The organism is Aquiluna sp. Uisw_065, from assembly GCF_047731275.1.
GTDB lineage: Bacteria > Actinomycetota > Actinomycetes > Actinomycetales > Microbacteriaceae > Aquiluna.
Genome location: NZ_CP159836.1, coordinates 486,306 through 507,690 on the forward strand (window position 1 = coordinate 486,306; position 21,385 = coordinate 507,690).

Annotated in this window: 18 protein-coding genes; 12 read left to right on the forward strand and 6 right to left on the reverse strand. The window is 51.5% G+C overall.

Features of this window, described 5'->3' with window-relative positions:
• Nucleotides 1-74 precede the first annotated feature (74 nt).
• Nucleotides 75-2,150 (reverse strand): hypothetical protein, encoded by a 2,076-nt coding sequence (locus tag ABXT50_RS02450; RefSeq protein WP_415274587.1) that lies wholly within the window; start codon nucleotides 2,148-2,150, stop codon nucleotides 75-77.
• 175 nt (nucleotides 2,151-2,325) lie between these two features.
• On the reverse strand, nucleotides 2,326-2,709 hold the full coding sequence (locus ABXT50_RS02455; RefSeq protein ID WP_415274588.1) for a DUF805 domain-containing protein: 384 nt from the start codon (nucleotides 2,707-2,709) through the stop codon (nucleotides 2,326-2,328).
• Between the two features lie 446 nt (nucleotides 2,710-3,155).
• Here ABXT50_RS02455 and ABXT50_RS02460 point away from each other — a divergent pair, with 446 nt between their 5' ends.
• Entirely contained in the window at nucleotides 3,156-4,550 is a 1,395-nt protein-coding gene (locus tag ABXT50_RS02460) for a hypothetical protein (RefSeq protein ID WP_415274589.1), read from the forward strand.
• Between the two features lie 139 nt (nucleotides 4,551-4,689).
• Here the strand turns inward: ABXT50_RS02460 and ABXT50_RS02465 are convergent, their stop codons facing one another.
• On the reverse strand, nucleotides 4,690-5,907 hold the full coding sequence (locus ABXT50_RS02465) for an alpha/beta fold hydrolase (RefSeq protein ID WP_415274590.1): 1,218 nt from the start codon (nucleotides 5,905-5,907) through the stop codon (nucleotides 4,690-4,692).
• 421 nt (nucleotides 5,908-6,328) lie between these two features.
• Between ABXT50_RS02465 and ABXT50_RS02470 the strand changes: the two genes are divergently transcribed.
• Nucleotides 6,329-8,359 (forward strand): heavy metal translocating P-type ATPase, encoded by a 2,031-nt coding sequence (locus ABXT50_RS02470; protein WP_415274591.1) that lies wholly within the window; start codon nucleotides 6,329-6,331, stop codon nucleotides 8,357-8,359.
• 450 nt (nucleotides 8,360-8,809) lie between these two features.
• On the opposite strand, the gene ABXT50_RS02475 is transcribed toward ABXT50_RS02470, so the two are convergent.
• The gene (locus tag ABXT50_RS02475) at nucleotides 8,810-9,652 is read right to left on the reverse strand and encodes a FadR/GntR family transcriptional regulator (protein ID WP_415274592.1); all 843 of its coding nucleotides are present in this window, start codon (nucleotides 9,650-9,652) and stop codon (nucleotides 8,810-8,812) included.
• A gap of 135 nt (nucleotides 9,653-9,787) precedes the next feature.
• On the opposite strand from ABXT50_RS02475, the gene ABXT50_RS02480 reads away from it, so the two are divergent.
• The 10 genes from ABXT50_RS02480 (at nucleotide 9,788) to ABXT50_RS02525 (ending at nucleotide 19,327) form a co-directional block, all read left to right on the forward strand.
• Nucleotides 9,788-11,134 carry an ABC transporter substrate-binding protein gene (locus ABXT50_RS02480; protein WP_415274593.1) on the forward strand — a complete coding sequence of 449 codons (1,347 nt, stop codon included), beginning with the start codon at nucleotides 9,788-9,790 and terminating at the stop codon, nucleotides 11,132-11,134.
• 115 nt (nucleotides 11,135-11,249) lie between these two features.
• Nucleotides 11,250-12,173 carry a carbohydrate ABC transporter permease gene (locus ABXT50_RS02485; protein WP_415274594.1) on the forward strand — a complete coding sequence of 308 codons (924 nt, stop codon included), beginning with the start codon at nucleotides 11,250-11,252 and terminating at the stop codon, nucleotides 12,171-12,173.
• Nucleotides 12,170-13,033, forward strand: a complete 864-nt coding sequence (locus tag ABXT50_RS02490; RefSeq protein ID WP_415274595.1) for a carbohydrate ABC transporter permease — start codon at nucleotides 12,170-12,172, stop codon at nucleotides 13,031-13,033. The genes ABXT50_RS02485 and ABXT50_RS02490 overlap by 4 nt, the downstream gene beginning before the upstream one ends.
• A gap of 2 nt (nucleotides 13,034-13,035) precedes the next feature.
• Entirely contained in the window at nucleotides 13,036-13,563 is a 528-nt protein-coding gene (locus ABXT50_RS02495) for a gluconokinase (RefSeq protein ID WP_415274596.1), read from the forward strand.
• A 14-nt stretch (nucleotides 13,564-13,577) separates the two neighbouring features.
• A complete protein-coding gene (dgoD, locus tag ABXT50_RS02500; RefSeq protein WP_415274597.1) occupies nucleotides 13,578-14,708 on the forward strand; it encodes a galactonate dehydratase in 1,131 nt (376 codons plus the stop codon).
• Complete coding sequence (locus tag ABXT50_RS02505; protein ID WP_415274598.1) at nucleotides 14,702-15,343, forward strand: bifunctional 4-hydroxy-2-oxoglutarate aldolase/2-dehydro-3-deoxy-phosphogluconate aldolase; 642 nt, start codon at nucleotides 14,702-14,704, stop codon at nucleotides 15,341-15,343. The genes dgoD and ABXT50_RS02505 overlap by 7 nt, the downstream gene beginning before the upstream one ends.
• A complete protein-coding gene (locus tag ABXT50_RS02510; protein WP_415274599.1) occupies nucleotides 15,340-16,290 on the forward strand; it encodes a sugar kinase in 951 nt (316 codons plus the stop codon). The genes ABXT50_RS02505 and ABXT50_RS02510 overlap by 4 nt, the downstream gene beginning before the upstream one ends.
• A 17-nt stretch (nucleotides 16,291-16,307) precedes the next feature.
• Nucleotides 16,308-17,546, forward strand: a complete 1,239-nt coding sequence (gene manD / locus ABXT50_RS02515; protein ID WP_415274600.1) for a D-mannonate dehydratase ManD — start codon at nucleotides 16,308-16,310, stop codon at nucleotides 17,544-17,546.
• On the forward strand, nucleotides 17,536-18,567 hold the full coding sequence (locus tag ABXT50_RS02520) for a zinc-dependent alcohol dehydrogenase (protein ID WP_415274601.1): 1,032 nt from the start codon (nucleotides 17,536-17,538) through the stop codon (nucleotides 18,565-18,567). Before manD ends, ABXT50_RS02520 begins: the two co-directional genes overlap by 11 nt.
• 70 nt (nucleotides 18,568-18,637) lie before the next feature.
• Entirely contained in the window at nucleotides 18,638-19,327 is a 690-nt protein-coding gene (locus ABXT50_RS02525; RefSeq protein WP_415274602.1) for a hypothetical protein, read from the forward strand.
• A gap of 8 nt (nucleotides 19,328-19,335) precedes the next feature.
• On the opposite strand, the gene ABXT50_RS02530 is transcribed toward ABXT50_RS02525, so the two are convergent.
• Nucleotides 19,336-19,683 (reverse strand): hypothetical protein, encoded by a 348-nt coding sequence (locus tag ABXT50_RS02530; protein ID WP_415274603.1) that lies wholly within the window; start codon nucleotides 19,681-19,683, stop codon nucleotides 19,336-19,338.
• 61 nt (nucleotides 19,684-19,744) lie between these two features.
• On the reverse strand, nucleotides 19,745-21,343 hold the full coding sequence (gene abc-f / locus ABXT50_RS02535; RefSeq protein WP_415274792.1) for a ribosomal protection-like ABC-F family protein: 1,599 nt from the start codon (nucleotides 21,341-21,343) through the stop codon (nucleotides 19,745-19,747).
• Between the last annotated feature and the right edge of the window lie 42 nt (nucleotides 21,344-21,385).

The following is a 21,385-nucleotide window of genomic DNA, read 5'->3' on the forward strand; positions in this document are numbered from 1 at the left end:
CGCAGAGAGCACCGTCAATTCGAATCCCGGAGGCGCTATCTTGTCAGCGTTATGTGGCTGTATCGCTTGGTCTTCTAGCGCCTCAACCAAGGTCCATTATCGGACTCGGGTTGAATGATCTCGTCTTGCCAAACACCATCTGGGTGTTCGACCTGCGTCACTATCGGAACCCAGCCAACTTCCTTGCCGGCTGGGGGATCCAGAATTAGCCCGTGGTCAATTTCTGCCAGGTGGAAGCGCGCCTGATCAGCCGGTCGTTCCAGCAAGTTCACGCTGCCATCCCAATTCCTATGCATGTTTTCCATAGTCATCTGCAGGTCTGCTAGGTAGGAATTGGTATAAAACTCCGGGTACTCGCGCTTCATGTTCCAGAAAACTGGCTGGTCGATAAATCGGTACCAGCGGTAGCTGATGACGCTGCCATCATCCAAAGTAGTCTGGTGGATTTCCTTGTCGCACCCATTTGGGTCCTCACAGACCCAGCAGTCGGTATTAAAAGTGTCATCACCCGGAAGCTCAATGTTGTCGAAATGGTTCTGCAGATTAGTCGGGTTTTCTAGATTTCCGTAATCTAAAAGTCGCAATGCTTCGGGTACTTCTGACTCGGTGACCCCAATGACCTTCTCTCCTACCACCTCGTAGTAGCTGGCTATTTCCCTTTCGGCCTTGGGAGTAGATGTCCAGTCAATCACGATGCTTGTTTCACCTTTCTGGGTGGCAGCAAGCAGTGGAACGTTGAAGTTGATGGTGGAGCCGTCGTAGTAGTCCTCGCCCATTACCTTGAGACCGAAAAATTCAACCAGTGGTCCGGTTCTCTCGTTTCGCTCAACATGCATGGGGATCCCGAGATCCTTGAAGGTCTTCTTCCAGGAGGAGTCCTTCGCGGTTGACTTGAAGGTGTCGGTAAAAGCTGAAATGAGCTTTGCGTCAAAGGTCTGAATATTCTGAGCAATTGGCTCTTGGTCAAAAGTGTTCGGAACCTTAGGTGGGTAGCTCTTTATAAATGTCTTGCCATCCTCCTCCATAGCAAAAAGTGGGACAGGAGGCATTTCGATCCCGGTTGGCACATACTTCTCAGCGGGTGAGACACCGTGTGTTTTATTGGAGTCTGCCCACCAATCCTTGTACCAGGACTGATTTTGAATTTTGACTAGCATTTCGGTCTCTGTAATCTCTTCGCTCAAAAAATCGACCAACGCCTGGCCCGATGGGTCAGCTATCGAATCCCCAACAGTCCAATTGAAGACGGACTCCAACATCTCGAGGATGTTCCACCTGGTCATCCTCAGGTTCCAGTGTTGAGGTGTGTAGGCGATAAGGGGGCCTGAGTAGTTTGCTGAATCAATGACGAAGGTCCAGGTGAGTAGCCCAGGTGAATCCCCAGGACTCACGGCTCCAAACTCATTGCCGATAATTGGAAGCGCAGCCCAAGCCGTTCCGACCGAGATCCCTCCGTCATTTTCGAATCCTTCTTGATTTTCATCGAAGGAAATCAAGTGCGGTGGCACCAGCATTTTGTTGGACAGTGTCACTCGGCCAAGCACGTCGCAGGAAATCCTTCTCTCGTAAAAACCCCAACCACCACCGGTATCGCTATCGCCGCTGTATCCATGGGTTGCTGCAGACGCCATGTATTTCGGGTAGTAGCTTCTTCCCATCTTGTCGTCGACAAAGAGTCCGCCTTCGATCGAATTAAAGGGTAAGGAATGATGAGCGTCATTGCCAATCCATTGACCCCACTGCCCAAATGAACTAACTGTCGGAATTCTTTCGAGGAGCCTATAGACCCGTAGGTACTGCGAGACGCCAAACACATCTGGACCGGCCAACTCGGCGGTTATCACCTCGGCCCCCTGCATTTTGATCACAGAGGTGTACGGGGCAATGCAGTTCTCGGCATCTAGCTCACTGATCAAATTTTCAAAGACAGGGATTGCCTCCGGGGCAACGCCATCACAGTGCTCAGGCAGGTAAGTGCCGGGTAGATAGCCGCTGGTGCCGGTAAGTCTTGTCGAATCTGACTGTTCAGACTCCGGTTGTTGGGTCACTTGCGGAGAGTTCGAGCTGTCGACAGAGGATACGCATCCTGCCAAGGTCAATAGCGACACCAGGCCGAGACTGATGTATTTCAAAGTTCTACTAAATTGCATTCCTCCTACTTTACTTCTTAGTCAGAGACGGCACGAAGTACCGCGATCGAGATGGGAGCTGACCGCGGACTGGGTGCTCCTCTTTTGGGCATCATCCTCTGATTTTCGTTTGCGCTGGAGCGCAACCCCTAAACAAACCTAAGAATCAGAGTCCGTGTTGGTTAGGCAAAGTCCTTTACTTTACAGGGGCCCCGTACTGGTTTTCCTCGGCAGTTGAGTCCAAGACGGAGAACACAAACAGGACAACGCCTCCAACTAGAGGTACAAGTCCTATCAATGCCCACCATCCACTCCTGCCGGTGTCGTGTAGTCGCCGAACGAGTACCGCTAGCGCGGGAAGGATGGTGACAAGAATCCAGATGAGGCCGAGGATGCCACCACCACCGTTTGCGATAAACCGATCAACGTCGCCGCCCATAAGTGCCAAATCAATAGCTGCTGCGGCAAGGTTAGTAATAATCAGAAAAAGCTGGATAAACCAGTACTCTGAGCGGCGTGAGCGGCCCTTGAACATTGTGTAACGCGACCAAAAAGACTTCACTGCTTCTGCAAAACTCATGACAACCTCTTTCATTTGTTTGTGGATTTAACCTATCTCAACAACCAGTGAGGTTACGAGCAGATTCCTCTAGCCCTCGGTAGATGTCAAATTGGCTTGTGGTCGTAAAAAGGTCAATCAGCCCAGTGCCCGGTTGTTTGGCACAGGCCAGGCTCCGTGACGTCCCTCCAGTTGAGCACCGTCCAATGACGGTCTTATCCTTCGACGCGTAACCCGTCAAGAAACCCCAAAGGGCATCAGTGTCTGTGGCAGTTCCGATAAGGCAACCACTGCATTGATGTCGGGTAATTCCAGTATTTTCCAGCATGAATTAGCCATTGACCACTGTCCCCTGAAGTTAAGATCGGGTAGTTCAGTTGTCATGATTTGCTCTGTTAGGCTAGAAAGCCTGCATTTGTACCGATGGACCTTGGGGGCTAGATTCTTTGAAGAGGATAGCGCTCCTATTGGTAGGTCTACTTTTCGCTACCGGACTACCACTTGCCTCAGCTGCCGCCGAGTACTCGGCTGAACAAAAGACTCTCGCGTCCTTCTCGGGTTCGGTCACTACTTTGACCACAAAACAAGAAGAGCAGGTTTTCGCTGCGATTAAGGCCAACCCGAACGCTGAAAAGTTTATTTGCACAGGCATTAGGTACTACGACCAGTCGATGAGCGTAAACATTACGGTTCGGAAGCGGGCGAAGGCAGCCTGCGAATATGCCTTAAAGCTGAATCCAAATCTTTCCACCTGGTTTCAGAACAAACCGACTCAGGCTAGAAGCTACGCAGGAAAAGTGTTGCTAACAATAAAGTCTCCGAAGGGCGTCGCGGAGACCCCTTCAGCCAGAGGAATTGAAGACCGTCCCGATGCAGTGGCGGGGTTCCAGATAAAACCAATCTACTTAAAGCCGTCTGACGCAGTAGACACTCAAGTCGACACCAATGGCACGATTACGGCCAGCTTGGTGGAGGGCCAAGATATGCTTCAGGCGAAGCTGGGTCTGGCTTTTGAGGTTGACAGGCGTAGCGATGGAGTCTTTGATATTGGATTTATCGACAGCCCACTGACGAAGGCTCAGATTAAGGACATAGTGGGCAATGGCGGGAACTTGTCCAGGCTTTTGCAGGGAACTCCTTTTCAGAGGCCTACTGAAAACAGAAAGATTTACTCGATTTTTGTGGAGTTGCCCAGTGTCAATGATTTCTGTGGAATTGGGCAGTTATCCGGCTCTATTTCGGTAACCCTAATGCAGGGCAATTGTGCCGGTCCTTCGCATGGACTGCGCGAGTCTTATTCTGAGACATGGGTCCACGAAGCTTTTCACAACCTTGGTGTCGCTCATGTCCCGGACAGATGTGATCTGATGAGTTCCACTTATGACTTCCCTGGAAACCCCTGTTACAGCAACGAAGAAACATTCATTGACCCAGAGAAGCGCTACTATCGAGGCGCTTCGGCTGCAGGTCCAGATATCACCTTGATGAATGTTTGGCGGAGCAACAACCGATTATCGGCTTCAGGCAACGCTTCCTGCGACTGGACGTATGTAAATTCCGTTGCACAGAAGGATCTAGTAGTTTGTTCGATTGGCCAAGCCATGATCGGGCCTCGGGATTTTTGTTGGAGCAGTATTAGTTCATCGACTCTGCAGGAATTGAAGGCAGGGAGCTGGGTCAATGTCGGCAAAGGGACGGCCTCAAAATTGCCTTGGAGAACAAAAAAAATGTGGAGCTGTGATGATCCAAGCTCTGTGGCCCCGTCCCTCATTATTGGTGTTCCAGTCGGCATAGAGAGAGATTTCCGATGGATAGTAAATGGTCGAACTCTAGACCCGTTCACTGTGGTGTTCCAAAACTGAGCCAACATTCCGGGCTCTTATGACCGGACCGTAGATTTTGTGCAACTTATGCGGAGTCTGAGTTCAGGAAAGTGTCTAGTCGCCACGTCCTAAGAGGCCTAACGATTTATAAGTCCTGGTTTTTAGTCTTAAGTCCGAGCTATTTCACTCGAGTCGTGCTGATGTGGGAACGTTGCTCCAGGGTTCGGTGCACGGGGCATTTATCTGCGATGACCAACATGGAGTCGATCTGCTCCTCGGTTAGATCCCCACGCAATCGAATGTCCCGCTGGAAGTGGTCGATTTTGGATTCAGGGGTCTCACAGTTTTCACATTCGACGGCATGGCGTTTATCGTGGCGGACGCTGACCGAGACGTGATCGAGGGGTATTTTCTTGCGCCTGGCATAGAGGCGAATCGTCATGGCTGTGCAAGCCCCAAGTCCGGCGGCTAGGAACTGGTAAGGCGTTGGTCCGCTATTGGTGCCACCAACATCTTCTGGCTCGTCAGCTTTCATTTGGTGCACGCCTGCGACCAAAAGATCCTGAGCGAAGCCATCTGGGGACACTTCGGAGACCATCACATCGCCGTCAGGTGATGATTGGTCGCTGCCGGATGGGGCACCAGGAAGGTAGCGACTAGCCCAAGCGGTAATAACAGAGGAGGCATATTCCGCATCGGACACTCGGCTAATGAGGTGGTCGGCGTCATCAAGGGACACATAGGACTTTGGATGCAGAGCCGCGCTGAAGATATCTGCGGCGTTGGATACATCCACAATGGTGTCCACGGGTGAGTGCATGATCAACAGAGCAGCATCTAGCTTCAGAAGTGCCCCGTGAAGATTGGCGGTACTAATGTCGTTGACAAACTGTTGAGTGATTTTGAAAGGCCGACCGCCGAGGTCAACCTCGGCAAAGCCCTGCGCGCCGATTTCTGGAACCGCGTCACTAAAGAGCTTCTTTAGGTGTTCTGGGTTTGAGGGTGCACCAATAGTAACGACAGCTTTGACAGAACTCAGCTTCGGTGCTGCCGCAATAACTGCCGCGCCTCCAAGAGAATGACCCACCAGCAGACTCGCTGGTGCGACGCGCTCTTCCAGGGCCTTTGCGGCCGCCAGGAGATCCTCAACATTGGAGCCAAAGTTCGTATTTTCGAATTCTCCATCGGAGTGACCAAGACCTGTGAAATCAAAACTTAGGATAGCAATGCCCCGGGCCGCCAATGCGCTCGTTATGCGCTTTGCCGCCGGGATGTCTTTTGAGCATGTGAAGCAGTGGGCAAAGATTGCGCTGTGCGTCACGAGTTGATCGGGCAGGCTTAGCCGACCAGACAATTTCCCCATGGATCCTTCGAATACAAACTCTTCGTTTGGCATTTGATTTTTCCTTTGATCGAGTCTTTTCAGTGTTACACAGTTTCATGGGGAACGAAAATGTACTATCTGCCACATTATCGGGGAGAGACTCAACTAATAAACGGCCCGTTTTGAAGGGACGCAGCGGTGGCTTCAGAAGCAAGTCCAGTCAGTCAAGACCTTTCTCCAAAGCGGTTAGTCGGAAGTTCAATGCCTTGTGGAAACACTCCTTGCGGTCTAGGTTCGAAGGGAAGACATAAGTCTGGGGCTAACTATTGAGCAAGCACGAGCAAGATCACTCGAAAATGCACGACCACGAACAAACGACTTTTGAGACCTCTTCCCAGCCAGTCAGCCCAGCCAGTCAGCCCAGCCAGTCAGCCCAGCCAGTCAGCCCAGCCAGTCAGCCCAGCCAGTCAGCCCAGCCAGTGACCACTCGAAGATGAAGCAAGACCAGGACGCGAAGAATTCCGAGAAGTCTGGGCATTCGAGCCACATGGATCACTCCGGTCACGTGCAAAAATTGCGACGCCTATTTTGGATCATGCTAATTATTGCGGTTCCTGTGACTGCATTCTCGGAAATGTTCTCAATGTTTCTTGGCTACCAATTACCTGACGAAATTTTCGTGGGTTTGATCTCACCAGTTCTGGGAACCGTGATGTTTTGCTGTGGTGGTTGGCCGTTCTTGGACGGTGCACGATATGAAATTGGCGCGCGAAAACCGGGAATGATGCTTTTGATAAGCCTTGCTATTTCGGTGGCCTTCTTTGCATCTCTTGGGTCGAGCCTCGGCCTGCTGGATGGGGCCTTAGATTTTTGGTGGGAGCTAGCCCTTCTGATTGTAATTATGCTGCTTGGCCATTGGATTGAAATGCGATCACTAGCGCAGACCACCTCCGCGCTAGATTCTCTGGCGGCGCTGTTGCCCGATGAAGCCGAAGTAGTTCGTGGTGAGGAAATTCATAAGATTTCCCCATCGGCCCTAGAGGTCGGTGACATTGTCGTCGTCCGCCCCGGCGCTAGGGTGCCTGCCGACGGCCTTATCAGTTCCGGATCTGCAAGCATAGATGAGTCGATGATTACTGGGGAATCCCAAACAATCATGAAATCATCTGGCGAAACCGTAGTGGCCGGAACAATTGCCACTGATTCGGCTATTCGAGTTGAAATAACTGCGGTGGGTGACAGCACAACATTGGCTGGAATTCAAAAGATGGTTGCAGAGGCGCAAACTTCATCCTCGCGGGCTCAGTTGCTTGCGGACAGAGCCGCAGGCTGGCTGTTTTGGTTTGCACTGGTTGCTGCGATGGTGACCTTCACGGTTTGGAGCCTGATAGGTAACGTCGATGACGGAGTGGTAAGAGCAATTACGGTTTTGGTCATCGCATGTCCTCACGCTTTAGGTCTCGCGATTCCACTCGTGGTGGCGATCTCGACCGAACGCGCGGCACGTGGAGGCGTATTGATTAAGGACAGGCTTGCTCTTGAGAGCATGCGCGCTGTTGACACAATTCTTTTTGACAAGACCGGGACCCTCACCAAGGGTCACCCCGAGGTGATTTCCGTATTTGCGTCGCCCGGACAAGATAAGAATTACGTTTTGTCATTAGCAGCCGCTGCCGAGAAGGACTCCGAACACCCGATTGCTAAGGCAATTGTGCATGCGGCTCATGAGAGTTCTACTAGCGCTTTGGTAGCAACGGATTTTAAATCCGCCCCAGCCGAGGGTGTAAGCGCATTAGTTGACGGGGCGCTAGTGCGAGTTGGCGGCACACACATGCTCACCTCAATCAAGCAGTCCGAACTCTCGATAGCCGATCAGTGGCGGTTGGAGGGTTCAATAATCCTGCACGTCGCGATCGATGGCCAGGTGGTTGCCGCAATTCAGTTGGCAGATGCAATTCGAGAAGAGTCAAGTCAAGCGGTTTTGGATCTTCACGAAATTGGTCGGCAAGTGGTGATGATAACCGGAGACGCGGAAGCAGTTGCCAGCACTGTTGCCAAAGAACTTGGAATAGATAGGTATTTCGCTGGAGTGAGACCAGAAGATAAAGCGGCGAAAGTTAAAGAATTGCAAAGCGAAGGGCGCATCGTTGCAATGGTTGGAGACGGCGTCAATGATGCTCCGGCACTTGCCCAGGCGGACGTCGGAATTGCGATTGGCGCAGGCACCGATGTTGCAATTGCTTCGGCGGGTGTAATTCTCGCTAGTTCCGATCCGAGATCCGTATTGTCGGTAATAACCCTTTCAAAGAAGTCGTACCAAAAGATGAAACAGAATCTCTGGTGGGCCGCCGGCTACAATCTGATTTCAGTGCCACTAGCCGCGGGTGTTCTTGCACAAGTGAGTTTCATCCTGCCAATGTCAGTTGGGGCGATCTTGATGTCACTTTCAACGCTTCTAGTTGCCCTAAACGCACAATTACTTCGACGGCTTGACATCTCACCTAGCTCCAGCCAAGCCAAATGAACCCCGGAGCCTGCTCACTTGGGGATTCTCTCTTAAGTTAATCTTGCTCAATTGAGGCGACGGCGATGCTTACAGCAGGGCGCGAAACCATACCGGAGCACAATCCGAAAACGCTCGAGGTAACGGGACGCGCACCACTTCAACTCTCTTCGAACAATCGGTACATCAGTGGGAGCATTTGATCGTGGGCTCTAAGACCACCTGCCCGACTTACTGACAGAGCGTTTATGGCTGGTTATTCGCCTCACCACTCCATGTGCGCGCAGGTTTTACTAACTTGCTCTACTGCGGTTCTCAACCTAAAGATACGAGGTTTCGCGATGCTTTGACTTCCCGCGTCTTATCAGTGGGTTTGGCGTCCGAGTTCCGGGGCGGCATCGAAAATCCGCGTACATTTCGCGATTCTTCGCGAAACTTTTCCGTACTCTCTGGGTGGCGAATTTCCCGAATTTAGCCGTGGTCCTTGTTTGGAAGACGGATTGAAGCGGTCTCCGTTTTTTCGGAGGAACGAGGCCTGTGGTCCTCTGGGTCAAGAGCCAAGTCCCAGATTGTGCTCATCTCCTGGATGGTCCGTTCCATGACTGCCAACATCGAAGCGCTAGCTTTTTTTGGGTTGCCACTTTGGATGGCAATTGCAATGTCAGTGTGGAGCTGGAGAGCTTCGATCGCTGGAAACCGGGGCATTAGTCCGTAGTAAGTCCTTCCCACTAATACCTCGTCAACAAGGTGGTGTAACTTTGCAAACATCTCGTTTCCACTCATCTCCAAAACAAGGGTGTGGAATCTCCGGTCAACCCGCAAGAACTCTTCGGAGTCACCCTCTTTCCCTGCCTTCCATAGTTCACCAGAAAGTCCAACCAGCTCACTGGCGAGGCCGAGCGGCGTTCGAATGGCGGCCATTTCAGCCGCACTTGGCTCAATGGCCCGTCGAAGTTCGGTAAGGGATCTCAGTTGCGCTACTCGACTTGCACCCGCAAGCCTCCACCTGATTACCTGAAGATCGTAAACATTCCATTCCGTCAGTGGCATCACAGTCATGCCCACCCGCCGCCTTGGTTTTACGAGACCGAGAGCCTCCAGCCCTCTCAGTGCTTCTCTCACAACCGGTCTGGATACTTGAAACCTCGCCTCGATAGATTCCGTCGAAAATGTTGCCCCCGGAGAGATGTTATTGCCGCAAATTTCGAGCCCTAAAGTCTCGATTACCTGCTCACGAAGATCCTGTCCGCCATCCTTGGATGAGCTGGTCAAGGCCTCTGACTCGGGGGCAACGCTTTTCGTAGGTGACGACATAACATAATCATCTCATTTTTCAACATTTTCCTCAATAGTATGACAATTGATGCATAATTGGGGCTAATAGGTATACGTAAAGATGCGTGTGCTTAGGGCCGGTTCAATGATGATCGACCCTGAAAGGAAATAACCGTGAAGTCTATTTTTACAGTCAAAAAGCCAATTGCCGTCTTGGCGACAGTTCTTTTCCTCGCGACACTGGCCGGATGCTCAGGGGCCAGCACAGAAACCAGCTCTTCAACAGCGGCTCCTCAGCCCTCGGAGTTGGAAGGCCAAGATCTTGCTGGAACGACAATTCGTGTGACTCTGGCCAATCACGTTTGGACCGAGTCGATTAAGGAATTAATTCCGCAGTTCGAAGAGGAAACCGGAGCTACTGTGGAAATTTCACAATTGGCTGAGGATCAACTGTCAGACCAGTACAACGTCAAGCTAAATGCAGGAACCGACGAAATTGACGTTTTAATGTATCGTCCCTTGCAGGAGAACAAGCTCTTCGCAAGCAACGGTTATCTAGCTGACATCACCGACCTTGCGACTTCGGACACTGACTGGGACTGGGCTGACTTCCAACCGGGACCAGCAGCTCTAACCAGTTACGAGGGCGCAGTTGTGGGTGTTCCTATCATCACCGAGCGAACAGTTCTTTACTACCGCAAGGATCTTCTTGAAGCTGTTGGGTTAGAAGTGCCAACAACTCTGCAGGAGCTAGACGCAGCTGCCGCTGCAATCCACGCGGCCAACCCGGATGTTTCTGGTTACGTCGGCCGCACCGGTAAATCCGCCGCTGTTACTCAGTTCAACGCCTTTCTACACAGCTATGGGGGAACTTGGATTGCAGAGGATGGCACTTCTGCCATTGGCTCAGATGAGGCCCGTGCTGCATACGCGTATTACGGTAATTTGATCCGCAACCACACCAACGCGACTATTAACCCAGAGATGAGCTGGCCAGAGGCGTTCGCCATCTTCCAGCAGGGTCAGGCCGCATTCTTAGCCGATGCGGACAGTCTTTACAAGAACATGACAGACCCTGAAAAGTCGACTGTTTCGGATTCCGTCGGATTCGCTCCTTTCCCAGCAGGTCCTGCCGGTTCAAAGCCATACAACGTGGCCGCTTGGGCTCTATCAATCAACCAAGACACCACCAACTTGGCAGGTGCTTGGGCATTCGTTAAGTGGGCAACCTCGAAAGAGATCTCACTGGAACTGGCCAAGCTTGGCGTCTCCGGTGCTAGAACCTCTGTTTGGGCAAACCCAGAGGCAACCGCTGATTACCCAGCGGAGCTTGTAACTGCCATCCAACTGAACGGTGCAAACGGTGTTGGACTTGATCGACCTCTAGTATTCGAGGTTGCGAGAGCCCGTGAAATCGTCGGTGAGCCGATCGTTATCGCGATTTCGGGTGGAGACCTGGATGCGGCTATTGACGATGCAAATCAAACCTTTGACGACTTCCTACTAACAGATACGAAGTAGTCAACACGCACCAACCTTGAGCGGCTAACTTCGGGCGCTCGAAAAAGCGTTTGTGCTGCTCTGGTTTTCGAATCGGAAGCCGGAGCAGCACTTACAACAAATCTAGGAGGCCTACTTGACTGCTCAGAAGCCGGTAGAGCGAATCACAAGGCGTGAAAAATTCAGTCGCTGGGCCAACAAAAACCGCAAGTGGGTGCTGGCAGGGCCATCCATGATTTTCGTCGGGCTGCTTCTCGCAGTGCCTTTGGCTTGGACATTGTTTCTGAGCTTCACTAATGCGCGCAGAAGCGTGCAAAGACCATTTGACTTTAATGGCGCTGATAATTACATAGGTGTCCTAACGGACACCGATAGATTTTGGCCATCTGTTTGGCGAACGATTAGTTTCACCGGGGGCGCACTGTTTTTTGAACTTATTTTTGGCATGATCATCGCGCTGTTGCTCTGGAAGCCCTTTCGAGGGCAAGGAATCATAAGAACAATTGTGTTGCTCCCACTAGTTGCGACCCCGGTAGCGGTGGGAATGATGTGGAGGCTACTATTCGAGCCAAACATTGGATTTGTAAATGAGTTTATTGGCTGGTTTGGCATCCCTCCGCAGCCTTGGCTCGCAGACCCAACAACTTCTTTACCAACGCTGGTTTTTGTTGATATCTGGCAATGGACCCCAATGGTGGCTCTGATCTTACTTGCCGGCTTAACTAGTCTCCCGGAGGAGCCACTCGAGGCGGCCCGAGTTGACGGGGCTAATGCCTGGCAGCGGTTTTGGTTGATTGTGGTGCCGCTTATGCGCCCAGTGATCATTGCTGCGGTAATTCTTCGAGGAATCGATGCGCTCAAGACATTTGACATTCTTTATGCAACTAAGGGGAAGGGCGGGGGATCGTTCAACGACGTTGAGACCCTTAACGTTTACGCATACGGATTGAGCTTCGACTACAACGAATACGGAATTGCATCAGCGGTGCTCATCCTCTTCTTCCTGATGATTCTCGGAATCATCTGGGCTCTACAGATGCGAAGAAAGGCCGCACTATGACAACACTATTTCAAAAGTCGGCAGGCAAGAAACGCAAAAAGCCGAAATTCAAACCCTCGTCCATCGGGCGCGTGCTTGGCCTGGCGATCTTAATTTTTATTTTCTTGGGGCCAATTGCCTGGATGGTAGCTGCGAGCTTGAAGTTCAACGTCCAAATATATGACTCGAGTCAAGCATTTATTTTCGAACCTACGCTAGCTAATTATGAAACTGTTTTTGATCCTAGACGGGGTAACTATCTGGTCTATATTTGGAACTCTTTTTTCGTGGCATTTATGGCCACTGGCTTCTCACTCGTCTTTGCGGTTCCTGCAGCCTACGCAATGAGCCGATTCTTGATGAGAAAGTCCGCTACTAGTGTGTTGTTGGCGAGAATTATTCCCGGCGTGAGCCTGTTGGTACCTTGGTATTTTATCTTTGCTCAGTTAAATATCACAGGCAGTTTCTTGCCCCTTATTTTGTCTCACATGTTCGTATCGATGCCTCTAATCCTTTACATCATGATGTCATTTTTTGACCAATTACCAGAGGAACTTGAAGAGTCAGCGCAGGTCGATGGATTGACGGCGATAGGTGCATTTCTGAGGATCGCGCTGCCGTTGTCAATTCCCGGTATTGCAACGGCCACCATCCTGTCGTTCATTTTTTCATGGAACAATTTTATGTTCGCTCTTGTGCTATCTGGGGCATCTACTAAGACCCTGCCGGTAGCTGTGTTCGATTTCATTGGATATGCAAGCATCGACTGGGGTGCTCTGATGGCGGCGTCGGTCGTTGTGACTACCCCAATTATGGTCATCGCTCTGTTCACCCAACGCTACATCGTTACTGGTCTCACAGCCGGCGCTACGAAGGGGTAAGAATGGAAGACAGCAAACCAGTTTCGATCGTCGTCATGGGTGTCCAAGGAATCGGCAAATCCACCATTGGAATATTGCTTGCAGAGAGGCTCGGTGTGCCTTTCGTTGATGGCGACGGGCTGCATTCTAGGAAGAACATCGACCTCATGGCATCTGGGCAGGCGTTGTCTGACTCGGATCGTGAACCTTGGCTGGAAGAGGTGGGCGCGACTCTCGCCGAGTACGCCGAACATTCAGGGGTGGTTGTCGCCTGCTCCGCGCTCAGGCACATTTATCGGGACAGGCTCAGGGCTCTTTCGCCGAGTACGTTTTTCGTTGAACCACACGGACCAATAGAGCTGGTTTCGGCGAGAATAACGAAACGAGATCACGATTTCATGCCAGCGAATCTGTTGCAGTCCCAATACGACACCCTTGAGACTTTGACCGATGATGAGAGCGGAATTCGCGTTTCAATTACTGCAACTCCTCAAGAAATGGTTGATGTAATAGTTCTGGAGTATCTCTCGAGAAAGCAGGAGGCATCTTGAGTCAAATTCGAAAAGTGGAATCGTTCCCGTTGGCTCCAAGGTGGGTCTTTGTTCGCATCGAAACAAGTGACGGTTTAGTCGGGTGGGGAGAGGCTTCTCTTGAGGGCTTCGCTGATGTTGTATCAAGAGCTGTCGAGCAGTTTGGAGATTACCTCATAGGTAAAGACCCGAATCAGATTGAAGATCATTGGCAGGTGCTTTCCAAGGGGCAGTTCTATCGTGGAGGAGCCGTTCTGGCAAGTGCTGTCTCCGGAATCGATCAGGCGCTATGGGATTTACTTGGCAAGAGGTTGTCAGTTCCGGTTTACCAGCTCTTGGGTGGAGCGGTGAGAAAAAAAATTAGAGCCTATGGTTGGATCGGCGGTGATGACCCAAGCGAGGTCGCGGAACATGCAGCCGAACAAATTCAAGCTGGGCTCACTGCCGTCAAGATGAACGCCAGTGGCAAGATGAGTAAAAACGGCAGAGCTTCCGAACTTTCCGAAGTTGTCAGGAGAGTTTCAGCGGTTCGCGATGTCTTAGGCGGCGACAAAGATGTGGCAATTGATCTGCATGGTCGCTTTGATTTGGCAACGGCAAGGCGCCTAGCACCTCTAGTTGAGGAGTTCCACCCCTTTTTTCTGGAGGAGCCTGTAGTTCCTGAAAATTCACACATGCTTCAACATATTGTGGCTTCTACAAACATCCCAATAGCAGTCGGAGAGCGTCTCTACTCGCGGCAGGAGTTTCTTCCGGTGCTTCAAGCCGGTGTCGCAATTGTTCAACCAGATGTTGCCCATTCGGGTGGAATCTCGGAGCTTCGGAGAATCGCGACACTTGCCGAAGCCTATGACGCACTGCTCGCGCCTCATTCTCCGCTTGGCCCCCTTGCGCTTGCCGCCTGCCTGCAGGTCGGATTTGCGAGTCCGAATCATCTAATACAAGAGCAGTCGATTGGAATCCACTACAACCAGGGAACCGATGTTTTGGACTACCTGGTGGATACTTCACCGCTAACATTTGTGAACGGACACTTCCCGCTACTTCAGGGCCCGGGATTGGGAATTGAAATCGATGAAAAAGCAGTTCGGGAAGCCTCAAAAAACTGGGGCGGTTGGTCAAACCCAATCTGGCGCCATGATGATGGGTCGTTTGCGGAATGGTAAACAATCTCAATGCTTCTTTAACGCAAGATCTGATCAACCATAAACTCATTGCAATTTTGAGGGGTAAAGATGTGGATTCAACAGTCTTGGCAGCGAAGACTCTTTTTGAATCTGGTGTGAAAATCCTTGAGGTTACCCTCACCCTTGAGAACGCTTACGAGGCGATAAGACAAATCTCTACATTCGTTCCCTCTGGATATCGCCTGGGAGCAGGCACGGTTCTCAGCGCTTTGCAGGTGGACCAGTCCTTGAGTGCAGGAGCCAGTTTCATAGTGACTCCCACTATTTCCGAATCCGTTGGATATGCAGCGGGAATTGATATTCCGACCTTGGCGGGCGCATTTTCCCCGACTGAGATTAAAACAGCTCACAACTTCGGTGTTGCGGGAGTCAAGCTGTTCCCGTCTTTCGCACTGGGGCCAAAATTCATCAGGGCGGTGCTTGATCCGATGCCAGAGTTGGCCTTGATAGCCGTTGGGGGAGTTGGACTTGAAGACGTGAGGTCTTACCTAGATGCAGGAGCAATAGCAGTGGGAGTAGGCGGCCCGCTCCTGGGCGATGGTATTTCCCCGGGTGGTAATCAAATCGAGCTTGGCAAAAGAGCAAGCCAATACTTAAAGCAGGTTGGCCGATGACGATCACAGCCAAGTCGCAGGTGCTCACCATTGGGGAATCCATGCTGGCGCTCAGGGCAGATTCCGCTATCAACCTGGGCCCAATATTCAATTCTTCTATTGCAGGAGCAGAGTCAAATGTCGCAATTGGCCTTTCGCGACTTGGCCACAGAGTCTCTTGGGCGGGCCTGGTTGGCAGCGATCCCCACGGAGATTTGATTCGAAGGACTCTTTACGCCGAGCGAGTGGACTTTTTAGGAGGAGTAGATCCTAATCACCCAACCGGCATTATGCTCACTGAACCACGGCTCTCAACCACCACACGAGTCACATATCAACGATCAAGCTCAGCCGGATCGAAGCTTCAGTTTTCTGATGTCGAAAAACTGCTAACCCGGGACTTGCTGCTTATTCACCTAACTGGAATTACTCCTGCGCTTTCAGACACCGCTGCGGAGTGCATCGAAATGGTGATTGATAGAGCCAAGCAGGTCGGAGTCAAAGTCAGCTTTGATATTAATTTCCGCTCTAAGCTCTGGTCCGAGTCGAAGGCCAGAGGGACACTATCTAACATGGTTTCAAGGGCAGACATCGTGATTGGCTCCCCAGGGGAGCTTGAGCTTATTGGCCAGGGGTCTGCTCAAGACATTGCCCTCAAGTTGCTTGCGGACAGTGCCGAGTGGGTGGCGGTCAAGAATGGCGCAGATGGAGCAATTGTCTACCATGGCGAAAATGCAACGTCTGTTTCCGCCCATAAGGTGCTGATAGCGGACACGGTTGGGGCTGGAGATGCTTTCACTGCGGGTTTTCTATCCGGTTATCTAGATAGCCTCACTCCCGAAGCCGCCGCCAAAAGGGGTGTTGCCTGCGCCGCTTTCTCAATCTCTTCCAGAGGGGATTGGGAGGGTCTTCCAACCAGGCAGGACTTGGAATTATTGGATCTTGAACCAGGCGGAACGGAAAGATAACGACATGAGAGGCCAATGTGAACATAGTCAAAGCGGAAGTAGTTGTAACTAGTCCTGACAGAAACTTCGTAACCCTAAAGCTCACCACTGAAGAGGGTTTTACCGGCCTAGGAGATGCGACCCTTAACGGCAGGGAGCTTGCCGTGGTCTCCTATCTGCAGGATCATGTCGCACCGCTATTGATTGGTAAGGATGCTTCGAGGATTGAGGATACCTGGCAATTCTTCTATCGCTCGGCTTATTGGCGCAGGGGACCAGTGACCATGGCAGCGATAGCTGCAGTTGACATGGCTCTCTGGGATATTAAAGGCAAGGCGGCTGGAATGCCGGTTTACCAACTACTAGGGGGAGCCTCTAGACAGGGCTTGCTTGCGTACGGGCATGCCTCCGGAAGTGATATTCCGGAGCTATTCGACTCGATCAGAAAGCACCTTGAGCTTGGCTTTAGGGCAGTCAGGGTCCAAACCGGTGTCCCTGGACTGAATGCCATCTACGGGATCGCGTCGCAGTCAAAGGAAACTGGAGGCGGTGAGGCAAGATATGACCATGAGCCGGCGAGACGCGGAGCACAGCCGGTACAAGAGGATTGGGACACCAGAAGCTACCTTCGGCACCTCCCAAGAGTATTCGAGGCTGTCAGAAATGAATTTGGGCCCGAGATTCCATTGCTTCACGACGGCCATCACCGAATGACACCAATTCAGGCTGCACAACTGGGGAAAAACCTAGAGCCCTATGACCTTTTTTGGCTAGAAGACTGCACTCCTGCAGAAAACCAAGAGTCGCTAAAGCTAGTCCGTCAACACACTACGACACCGCTGGCCATCGGTGAGATATTCAACACAGCATGGGACTTCAAAGACCTAATCAGGGACCAACTCTTTGACTATGTGCGCGGAGCTGTCACTCACATGGGAGGCATCACGGCCTTGAAGAAAACTTTGGACTATGCGGCTATGTATCAGATTAAGTCCGGCATGCACGGTCCCACTGATATATCCCCGGTGGGAATGGCCGCCGCAATGCACCTGGGACTGGCCATTCACAACTTTGGTATTCAGGAGTACATGCAGCACGGGGATCGAACCAACCAAGTATTTGAGCAGTCCTTTACATGGCAAGACGGCTTGTTGCACCCGGGCGATAAGCCCGGCCTAGGAGTCAGCCTAAACATAGACGAGGCTGGCAAATACCCTTATCAGCAGGCGTATTTGCCTTTCAATCGACTAGCAGACGGGACTGTGCATGACTGGTAATCAAGCCCTGATTCATCGGCGAATGCTGGCTGTGGTGAAGCGCGCCAAGGGAGTTCAAGGGATCAGGCTCGAAACGGTGCCTGTGCCGCTTCCCGGCCCCGGCCAAGCCGTGATCAGAGTCATCGCCACTGGAATCTGTGGAACAGATATTCACATCGCCCACGACGAATACGCCTACGAGTTACCCGTGATCTTGGGTCACGAGGTTCTGGGAACAGTAAGCGAAGTTGGTTCAAAAGAGGATCAACATTGGGTTGGCACGAAGGTCGCGGTAGAAACCTATTTCTCAGCCTGCGAAAAGTGCAAAATGTGCCGAGACGGCAGAAGGAACCTGTGCGACGCTAGGCGTTCCCTGGGCTCATTCCGAGACGGCGGTTTTGCCGGTTTCCTGTTGCTACCGATTATCAACCTGCACACGATGCCGGAAACCCCCGGTGAGTTGGACGGTGTTTTAAGCGAGCCACTGGCTTGTGTAACAAACTGCCTGATGAACCCTCCAAAAGTTCAAGCTGGCCAATCTGTACTTGTTCTAGGCGCTGGGGCCATGGGGCAGCTCTCTGCGCAGGTTGCAAGAGCGCTTGGTGGACAAGTATTGCTGGCAGGGTTGCCAAAGGATTCGGAAAGACTAGCTATCGCCAGGGCCCTGGGGTTCCAAACAACCACAGATGTCCCGGAATCGAACTCATTCGACGTAGTGATCGAGTGCTCCGGCTCCGAATCAGGTGCGAGAGTTGCATTTAAAGCTGCCAAAAAAGGCGCTAACTACGTACAGGTCGGCATCTTTGGGAAAGAGGTTTCAGTGCCCTTCGACACAATTTTATTGAAGGAGCTAGTCGTCTCTAGTGGGTTTGCCTCGACCTCAGAATCATGGTTCGCAGCGATGGATCTAATTGCTCAGCAGAAGGTTTCGCTGTCAACACTGATCACTAATCAGGTGACACTCGAGAGGTTCTTTGAGGGGCTAAATGCCGCTGAGAAGGGTGAGGGGCTAAAAACTGTTGTGCTTGGCAGCAGCAGCTAGCCATCAGCCGGAATAGAAACGAATATCTGCTGACCTTGGTAGCCTGAACCTCAGAGGTTAGGGGGTACGGATGAGATTGGTTTTTCTTGCAATTGGAATGCTTATTGCCCTGTCACTGTCCGCCTGCTCCAGTGGTGAACCGGGATCGAGTAGCACCTCTGTTGAAACCCCAAGCCAGACGCAGCCCCAAGTGTCTCCCTCCGAAACACAGGCTGAATCCGAAATTGACACGGAAGATCAAGTCCAGGATTCCGAAGAAACCTCTCCCGAATCACAAGAGTCTCTTATAGACAGCTTTAGAGAGGTCACCTATGCCAGTTGCGAAAAAGCACTTGCAGAGGGAGTGGTTGAGAAATCAGTAGAACCGGAAGGACCTGTTTTAGTGATAATTCCAGAGCGAGAAGCCATAGCTGGTTACAGCGCCGCATATTTTCTGCCGCTTAGCACCTACGAACTGATCTTTGAGACGGATGTCTTCTCATCTTGTGCCTTAGCTGATCTTTTTTCGCTTTCAGAAGAGGTAGGGCAAGAGGTAAAACTAGAAATCACCCACGACAAACAAACAAATACCTTTCTTGTGCCCCAGGATTTGGGAGAGTGGGGAATAAGTGCAACCAGCTATGAAGTCGCGGGGGACCTAATTGCGGCTGCGACAAATTTGAATGCTGAAACCGGCAGGTTCCTAATCGAATCTGGCCAAGTTTCAGATGCTGACCGCGCAATTATTCAAACATCAGTCGACCGCTTCTCCCAAGAATGATCAATTACTTACGGTCGACTTTCCCCTGATGACAGCAATGTTTTCGACTTATAAAGCTCCAGAGTTTGGAGGCTTACCGCTGTGACGCCAACGGCCAAAGATTTCTTAGAAAAAACGCTCAAATTCAATGCTGAAATTTTTACCTCATTGGAGCAACCCGGGCACTGAATATGAATTTCTCTTTCCGCCTGGATCGAACCATCTTGACGAAAAGCTTTTTGTGAAGCACCGTCTACTTGATTCCACGGAATAAATTTGCCCGAGGCCACAAAAACGCCGATTTCAATGTGCTGACCGCAGCCGTGGTCGCAGTAAAAAGAGCTCTCTAATTTATTCTCGATGGGACTGGCACACATCTGGACCCTTTCAAGAATTATTGATTGAACCCTCAGTAGCTTACGTAAGCAAGTTCGTAGTTTAGGAAAGAGCAATCAGGTCGGCATAACCTTCGTTCCAGTGGTCTTCGTCGCCGTCCGGTAAGATCAAGACTCGCTCCGGGTTCAATGCTTCAACGGCTCCAACATCGTGTGAGACCAGCACAACTGCGCCCTTAAAGCTTGCTAGAGCACCAAGAATCTCTTCACGGCTTGCCGGGTCCAAGTTGTTGGTTGGCTCATCAAGTAGCAGCACGTTTGCTGATGAAACCACCAACGATGCAAGTGCAAGTCTGGTCTTTTCTCCTCCGGACAGCACCCCGGCTAACTTCGAGACATCGTCACCTGAGAACAGGAAAGAGCCGAGCACTTTTCTTGCATCAGTGTCGGGAAGGCCGGGGGCGGCATCCTGCATGTTCTGAAGTACGGTTTTGTTGACGTCCAAAGTCTCATGCTCCTGGGCAAAATAGCCAACCTTGAGTCCGTGACCGGCAATCAGTTCACCAGTGTCTGGCTGGTCCACCCCGGCAAGAATCCTCAACAACGTGGTTTTGCCAGCTCCGTTTAGACCAATGATGACCACTCTGGAACCACGGTCGATTGCTAAATCAACAGCAGTGAAGATCTCCAATGAGCCATAACTTCTACTCAAGTTCTCAGCCATCAAAGGTGTTTTCCCGCACGGGGCTGGGTCAGGGAACTTGATTTTTGCAACGCGATCTACTTCTCGCACATCGTCCAAGTTCGCAAGCAAAGACTCAGCGCGACGAACCATCTGCTTGGCAGCAACTGCTTTGCTGGCCTTCGCCCCAAACTTGGCGGCCTGAAGCTGCAAAGTGCTCGCCTTTTTCTGGGCGATTGATCGCTCACGCTTCCGGCGCTCTTCGTCTGTTTCTCTGGCCTTCTTGTATTGGTTCCAGCCCATGTTGTAAATATCAATGATCGTGCGATTGGCGTCCAAGTAGAAGACGCGATTGACCGTTTCTTCAACTAGAGCGACATCGTGGCTGATAATAATTAGCCCACCCTTGTAGGACTTCAGAAATTCTCTGAGCCAAACCACAGAGTCAGCGTCGAGGTGGTTTGTCGGCTCATCGAGAATCATGGTTTGAGCATTGCTGAACAAGATTCTTGCTAGTTCAATTCGCCTGCGCTGTCCGCCGGAGAGAGTCTTGAGTGCCTGGTTCAAGATCTGCCCCTTGATGCCCAGGCTTCCCGCTATTGCCTCTGCTTGGGCCTCGGCAGCGTAGCCGCCTGCTGCCTGGAAGCGCTCCTCAAACTTTGCGTAGGAAATCATGGCCGCGGCTGAGACTTCAGGGTCTGTGCTTCCCATCTCAAGGCCTGCGTTATTCATGCCTTCGAGAGTGTCGCCAAGGTTCCTGGCGTTTAAAATTCTGGTTCTCGCTAGTTGCTCCGGATCTCCGGTGCGCGGATCTTGCGGGAGATATCCAATTTCACCCTGGCGATCGACGAAGCCTTGAGATGGCTGGCCGTCACCAGCGAGTATTTTCGTAAGGGTTGTTTTACCGGCGCCATTTCTGCCGACTAGTCCTACTTTGTCGCCCTTGTCCACGCGGAAATTTACTCCATGCATCAGAACCCTGGGTCCGATGCGAATCTCGAGGTCGCGCACGCCGATCATCTCAGACTCTCCAAAGGGTTTTGTTGCAAGCAGGGGCAACGA